We start from the raw sequence: 6,214 nt of genomic DNA, 5'->3' as shown, positions 1-6,214 counted from the left end.
ATGACGTCACTGCCCGGCTGTATGCGCGAGGTTACCGACTGCGGCCTGAGTTTTTTAAATGGCGGAAAATCGTGTTGAGGCCAACGCCCATAATGGGGGCACCTCAGAAAACGGAAAATAAAGCACGCTAAGGCATAGCTGACCTTGCCAGGCCTGCTTCGCCCTGTAGTGACGCGATCAACGGGCAGGAAACATTCCCCTTTCGTGCATGGCAGGCGCACACGAGTTCAGACAGCACGGTTTCCATGCGCGCCAAGTCGGCCATCTTCTCGCGCACGTCCTTGAGCTTGTGTTCGGCCAGGCTGCTGGCCTCCTCGCAGTGGGTGCCATCGTCGAGCCGCAACAGCTCGGCAATCTCGTCCAGACTGAACCCCAGCCGCTGTGCCGATTTCACGAATTTCACCCGAACCACGTCCGCCTCCCCATAGCGGCGGATGCTGCCGTAAGGCTTGTCCGGTTCCCGCAACAGGCCCTTGCGCTGATAGAAGCGGATTGTCTCCACGTTGACCCCGGCCGCCTTGGCAAAAACGCCAATGGTCAGGTTTTCCAAATTATTTTCCATATCGCTTGACTCCGTACATGAGTACGGAAGTAAGGTTACGCTATCCAATCCAAATTCAAAAGGGCCAACGTATGTCTGAACCACAAAACGGGCGCGGTGCGCTCTTCGCCGGCGGGCTGGCCGCCATTCTTGCATCGACCTGCTGCCTGGGGCCGCTAGTACTGGTCGCCCTGGGCTTCTCCGGTGCTTGGATCGGCAACCTGACGGTGCTGGAACCCTATCGACCGTTGTTCATCGGCGCGGCGCTAGTGGCGCTGTTCTTCGCCTGGAAGCGGATTTACCGGCCCGTGCAGGCATGCAAGCCAGGTGAGGTCTGCGCGATTCCGCAGGTGCGCGCCACCTACAAGCTGATTTTCTGGATCGTGGCCGTGCTGGTCCTGGTCGCGCTTGGATTTCCCTATGTCGTTCCATTTTTCTATTAACCAGGAGTTCATCATGAAGAAACTGTTTGCCTCCCTTGCCCTCGCCGCCGCTGTTGCCCCGGTGTGGGCCGCTACCCAGACCGTCACGCTAGCGGTTCCCGGCATGACTTGCGCCGCCTGCCCGATCACAGTCAAGAAAGCGCTCTCCAAGGTCGAAGGCGTGAGCAAGGTCGATGTGGGCTTCGAGAAGCGCGAGGCCGTCGTCACTTTTGACGACACCAAGGCCAGCGTACAGAAGCTGACCAAGGCCACCGCAGACGCCGGCTATCCGTCCAGCGTCAAGCAGTGAGCCAGCAAGCCAACGACAACAGCGAGAGCCGCTTCATGGGACTGATGACACGCATTGCCGATAAAACCGGCGCGCTCGGCAGCGTCGTTTCCGCGATGGGCTGCGCCGCCTGCTTTCCAGCCCTCGCCAGCTTCGGCGCGGCCATCGGGCTGGGCTTCTTGAGCCAGTACGAGGGACTGTTCATCAGCCGCCTGCTGCCGCTGTTTGCCGCGCTGGCCTTCCTGGCGAACGCGCTGGGTTGGTTCAGTCATCGGCAATGGCTGCGCAGTCTGCTCGGCATGATCGGCCCGGCCATCGTGTTTGCGGCCACGGTCTGGCTGCTCGGCAACTGGTGGACGGCGAACCTGATGTACGTCGGCCTGGCCTTGATGATTGGGGTGTCGATCTGGGACTTCGTGTCGCCGGCGCATCGCCGTTGCGGACCGGACGGCTGCGAACTCCCCGCCAAGCGCTTGTGAAAGACGGCTGACCGTGCGACACGGCGGCCCACACGAATAAGGAACGATGGTATGAGCACTCTCAAAATCACCGGCATGACTTGCGACTCGTGCGCAGTGCATGTCAAGGACGCCCTGGAGAAAGTGCCCGGCGTGCAATCAGCGGATGTCTCCTACGCCAAGGGCAGCGCCAAGCTCGCCATTGAGGTCGGCACGTCACCCGACGCGCTGACGGCCGCTGTAGCTGGACTCGGTTATCGGGCCACGCTGGCCGATGCCCCCTCAGTTTCGACGCCGGGCGGATTGCTCGACAAGATGCGCGATCTGCTGGGCAGAAACGACAAGACGGGTAGCAGCGGCGCATTGCATATCGCCGTCATCGGCAGCGGCGGGGCCGCGATGGCAGCGGCGCTGAAGGCCGTCGAGCAAGGCGCACGTGTCACGCTGATCGAGCGCGGCACCATCGGCGGCACCTGCGTCAATGTCGGTTGTGTGCCGTCCAAGATCATGATCCGCGCCGCCCATATCGCCCATCTGCGCCGGGAAAGCCCGTTCGATGGCGGCATCGCCGCTACCACGCCGACCATCCAGCGCACGGCGCTGCTGGCCCAGCAGCAGGCCCGCGTCGATGAACTGCGCCACGCCAAGTACGAAGGCATCTTGGAGGGCAATCCGGCGATCACTGTGCTGCACGGCTCCGCCCGCTTTAAGGACAATCGCAACCTGATCGTGCAACTCAACGACGGCGGCGAGCGCGTGGTGGCATTCGACCGCTGCCTGATCGCCACCGGCGCGAGCCCGGCCGTGCCGCCGATTCCCGGCCTGAAAGACACTCCGTACTGGACTTCCACTGAAGCGCTGGTCAGCGAGACGATTCCTAAGCGCCTGGCCGTGATTGGCTCATCAGTGGTGGCGCTGGAGCTGGCGCAGGCGTTCGCCCGACTCGGAGCGAAGGTGACGATCCTGGCTCGCAGCACGCTGTTCTTCCGCGAAGACCCAGCTATAGGCGAAGCCGTCACGGCCGCATTCCGCATGGAGGGCATCGAGGTGAGGGAACACACCCAGGCCAGCCAGGTCGCGTATATCAATGGTGAAGGGGACGGCGAATTCGTGCTCACCACGGCGCACGGCGAACTGCGCGCCGACAAGCTGCTGGTCGCCACCGGCCGCGCGCCCAACACACGCAAGCTGGCACTGGATGCGACGGGCGTCACGCTCACCCCGCAAGGCGCTATCGTCATCGACCCCGGCATGCGTACAAGCGTGGAACACATCTACGCCGCAGGCGACTGCACCGACCAGCCGCAGTTCGTCTATGTGGCGGCAGCGGCCGGCACTCGCGCCGCGATCAACATGACCGGCGGTGACGCGGCCCTGAACCTGACCGCGATGCCGGCCGTGGTGTTCACCGACCCGCAAGTGGCGACCGTAGGCTACAGCGAGGCGGAAGCGCACCATGACGGCATCAAAACTGATAGTCGCACGCTAACGCTGGACAACGTGCCGCGCGCGCTCGCCAACTTCGACACGCGCGGCTTCATCAAACTGGTGGTTGAAGAAGGCAGCGGACGACTGATCGGCGTGCAGGCAGTGGCCCCGGAAGCGGGCGAACTGATCCAGACGGCCGCACTGGCGATTCGCAACCGGATGACGGTGCAGGAACTGGCCGACCAGTTGTTCCCCTACCTGACGATGGTCGAAGGGTTGAAGCTCGCGGCGCAGACCTTCAACAAGGATGTGAAGCAGCTTTCCTGCTGCGCCGGGTGAGGACAAGGAGGTGTGCGATGAGCGCCTACACGGTATCGCAACTGGCCCATAACGCTGGGGTGAGCGTACATATCGTGCGCGACTACCTGGTGCGCGGCTTGTTACGGCCGGTGGCCTGCACCACGGGCGGCTACGGCGTGTTCGACGATGCGGCCTTGCAACGGCTGTGCTTCGTGCGCGCGGCCTTCGAGGCGGGTATCGGCCTGGATGCCCTGGCGCGGCTGTGCCGTGCGCTCGACGCAGCGGACGGCGCACAAGCCGCAGCGCAGCTTGCCGTGCTGCGCCAGTTGGTCGAGCGGCGGCGCGCGGCGTTGGCCCATCTGGACGCGCAACTGGCCTCCATGCCAGCCGAGCGGGCGCACGAGGAGGCATTGCCGTGAACGCCCCTGACAAACTGCCGCCCGAGACGCGCCAACCCGTTTCCGGCTACCTGTGGGGTGCGCTGGCCGTGTTGACCTGCCCCTGCCATCTGCCGATTCTCGCCGCCGTGCTGGCCGGGACGACCGCCGGTGCCTTCCTTGGCGAGCATTGGGGTGTTGCCGCGCTCGCGCTGACCGGCTTGTTCGTTCTGGCCGTAACGCGGCTGCTGCGCGCCTTCCGGGGCGGATCATGACGAGTTCGCAGCCCGCCGGATGGACGGCGGCCGAGTTGGCGCAGGCGGCGGCGCGCGGACAGCTTGACCTGCATTACCAGCCGCTGGTCGATCTGCGCGATCACCGGATCGCTGGCGCGGAAGCGTTGATGCGCTGGCGGCATCCGAGGCTTGGCCTGTTGCCGCCCGGCCAGTTCCTGCCGCTGGCCGAGTCGTTCGGCCTGATGCCGGAAATAGGCGCGTGGGTGCTGGGCGAGGCCTGTCGCCAGATGCACAAGTGGCAAGGACCGGCATGGCAACCGTTCCGTCTTGCCATCAATGTGTCCGCCAGCCAGGTTGGGCCAACGTTCGACGACGAGGTAAAGCGGGTGCTGGCCGATATGGCCCTGCCCGCCGAGCTTCTGGAGATCGAACTGACCGAATCGGTCGCATTCGGCAATCCAGCCCTGTTCGCCAGTTTCGACGCCTTGCGCGCCATCGGCGTGCGCTTCGCCGCCGACGACTTCGGCACCGGCTATTCCTGCCTGCAACATCTGAAATGCTGCCCCATCACCACATTGAAAATCGACCAATCCTTTGTCGCCAGGCTCCCGGATGATGCCCGTGACCAAACTATCGTGCGGGCGGTGATCCAGCTCGCGCACGGGCTGGGCATGGATGTCATTTTCAGAAGACGACTGCACCAGTTGATTGGGCGTAATGGCTGTTGTGCAGCCAGCTCCTGACAGTTCAATATCAGAAGTGATCTGCACCAATCTCGACTATGCTCAATACTCGTGTGCACCAAAGCGAGGTGAGCATGGCGACGGACACCCCACGGATTCCAGAACAAGGCGTGGCCACTCTGCCTGATGAGGCTTGGGAGCGTGCGCGCCGTCGTGCGGAGATCATCAGTCCGTTGGCGCAGTCGGAGACGGTCGGGCACGAAGCGGCCGATATGGCGGCTCAGGCGCTGGGCTTGTCTCGGCGCCAGGTATACGTTCTGATCCGGCGTGCCCGGCAAGGCAGCGGCCTCGTGACGGATCTGGTGCCCGGCCAGTCCGGTGGAGGTAAAGGTAAGGGGCGCTTGCCGGAACCGGTCGAGCGCGTCATCCACGAGCTACTGCAAAAGCGGTTCCTGACCAAGCAGAAGCGCAGCCTAGCGGCCTTTCACCGCGAAGTCACTCAGGTGTGCAAGGCTCAAAAACTGCGAGTGCCGGCGCGCAATACCGTGGCCTTACGGATCGCTAGCCTTGACCCGCGCAAGGTCATCCGCCGGCGGGAAGGCCAGGATGCCGCTCGTGACCTACAAGGTGTGGGCGGCGAGCCTCCTGCCGTGACCGCGCCGCTGGAGCAGGTGCAGATAGACCATACGGTCATCGACCTGATCGTGGTCGATGACCGCGACCGGCAACCTATTGGCCGCCCGTACCTGACCCTCGCCATCGACGTGTTCACCCGCTGCGTGCTCGGCATGGTCGTCACGCTGGAAGCGCCGTCTGCCGTTTCGGTTGGCCTGTGCCTCGTGCATGTCGCCTGCGACAAGCGCCCTTGGCTGGAAGGACTGAACGTGGAAATGGATTGGCAGATGAGCGGCAAGCCCTTGCTGCTCTACCTAGACAACGCGGCCGAGTTCAAGAGCGAGGCCCTGCGCCGGGGTTGCGAGCAGCATGGCATCCGGCTGGACTATCGCCCGCTGGGACAGCCGCACTATGGCGGCATCGTGGAACGGATCATCGGCACGGCGATGCAGATGATTCACGACGAACTGCCGGGAACGACCTTCTCCAACCCTGACCAGCGCGGCGACTACGATTCCGAAAACAAGGCCGCCCTGACGCTGCGCGAGCTAGAGCGCTGGCTCACATTGGCGGTCGGCACCTACCACGGTTCGGTGCACAACGGCCTGCTCCAACCGCCGGCCGCGCGCTGGGCCGAGGCCGTGGCGCGTGTCGGCGTACCGGCCGTCGTCACACGCGCTACTTCGTTCCTGGTCGATTTTCTGCCGATCCTCCGGCGCACGCTGACCCGCACCGGCTTTGTCATCGACCACATCCACTACTACGCCGATGGGCACTGTTGCAAATAGTCGGTGGTGATAAACTTATCATCCCCTTTTGCTGATGGAGCTGCACATGAACCCATTCAAAGGCCGGCATTTTCAGC

Annotated in this window: 8 protein-coding genes and 2 pseudogenes; 8 read left to right on the top strand and 2 right to left on the bottom strand. The window is 63.7% G+C overall.

The window, feature by feature from the left end; translation table 11 throughout:
- Both ACOTX4_RS25335 and merR read right to left on the bottom strand, forming a co-directional pair.
- Positions 1–100: pseudogene (locus ACOTX4_RS25335) on the bottom strand (IS1 family transposase); the annotation flags it as partial.
- 27 nt (positions 101–127) lie between these two features.
- Entirely contained in the window at positions 128–562 is a 435-nt protein-coding gene (merR, locus tag ACOTX4_RS25330) for an Hg(II)-responsive transcriptional regulator (RefSeq protein WP_000429836.1), read from the bottom strand.
- 71 nt (positions 563–633) lie between these two features.
- Here merR and ACOTX4_RS25325 point away from each other — a divergent pair, with 71 nt between their 5' ends.
- From ACOTX4_RS25325 to ACOTX4_RS25290, 8 genes and pseudogenes are all read left to right on the top strand, one after another.
- Positions 634–984 (top strand): mercuric transport protein MerT, encoded by a 351-nt coding sequence (locus tag ACOTX4_RS25325; RefSeq protein WP_001294663.1) that lies wholly within the window; start codon positions 634–636, stop codon positions 982–984.
- Between the two features lie 13 nt (positions 985–997).
- Entirely contained in the window at positions 998–1,273 is a 276-nt protein-coding gene (gene merP / locus ACOTX4_RS25320) for a mercury resistance system periplasmic binding protein MerP (protein WP_000732292.1), read from the top strand.
- Between the two features lie 35 nt (positions 1,274–1,308).
- On the top strand, positions 1,309–1,731 hold the full coding sequence (gene merC, locus ACOTX4_RS25315) for an organomercurial transporter MerC (protein WP_001340589.1): 423 nt from the start codon (positions 1,309–1,311) through the stop codon (positions 1,729–1,731).
- A 51-nt stretch (positions 1,732–1,782) separates the two neighbouring features.
- Positions 1,783–3,477 carry a mercury(II) reductase gene (gene merA, locus ACOTX4_RS25310; RefSeq protein WP_000105636.1) on the top strand — a complete coding sequence of 565 codons (1,695 nt, stop codon included), beginning with the start codon at positions 1,783–1,785 and terminating at the stop codon, positions 3,475–3,477.
- Positions 3,478–3,494: 17 nt separating this feature from the next.
- A complete protein-coding gene (merD, locus tag ACOTX4_RS25305; RefSeq protein ID WP_001277456.1) occupies positions 3,495–3,857 on the top strand; it encodes a mercury resistance co-regulator MerD in 363 nt (120 codons plus the stop codon).
- Positions 3,854–4,090, top strand: a complete 237-nt coding sequence (gene merE, locus ACOTX4_RS25300) for a broad-spectrum mercury transporter MerE (protein ID WP_000993386.1) — start codon at positions 3,854–3,856, stop codon at positions 4,088–4,090. The genes merD and merE overlap by 4 nt, the downstream gene beginning before the upstream one ends.
- 35 nt (positions 4,091–4,125) lie before the next feature.
- Entirely contained in the window at positions 4,126–4,794 is a 669-nt protein-coding gene (locus ACOTX4_RS25295; RefSeq protein ID WP_001300294.1) for an EAL domain-containing protein, read from the top strand.
- A gap of 74 nt (positions 4,795–4,868) precedes the next feature.
- Positions 4,869–6,119, top strand: a pseudogene (locus tag ACOTX4_RS25290) (transposase); the annotation flags it as partial.
- Positions 6,120–6,214 lie beyond the last annotated feature (95 nt).

Source organism: Enterobacter cloacae complex sp. IR5459 (assembly GCF_049238005.1).
GTDB lineage: Bacteria > Pseudomonadota > Gammaproteobacteria > Enterobacterales > Enterobacteriaceae > Enterobacter > Enterobacter hormaechei_C.
Note: the sequence above shows the minus strand (reverse complement) of the source record. Positions and strands in the feature narration are given on the sequence as shown.

Coding starts and splice junctions, on each gene's coding strand:
- merP (WP_000732292.1), top strand. CDS start 998: ATGAAGAAACTGTTTGCCTCCCTTGCCCTCGCCGCCGCTGTTGCCCCG.
- merC (WP_001340589.1), top strand. CDS start 1,309: ATGGGACTGATGACACGCATTGCCGATAAAACCGGCGCGCTCGGCAGC.
- merD (WP_001277456.1), top strand. CDS start 3,495: ATGAGCGCCTACACGGTATCGCAACTGGCCCATAACGCTGGGGTGAGC.
- merR (WP_000429836.1), bottom strand. CDS start 562: ATGGAAAATAATTTGGAAAACCTGACCATTGGCGTTTTTGCCAAGGCG.
- ACOTX4_RS25325 (WP_001294663.1), top strand. CDS start 634: ATGTCTGAACCACAAAACGGGCGCGGTGCGCTCTTCGCCGGCGGGCTG.
- merA (WP_000105636.1), top strand. CDS start 1,783: ATGAGCACTCTCAAAATCACCGGCATGACTTGCGACTCGTGCGCAGTG.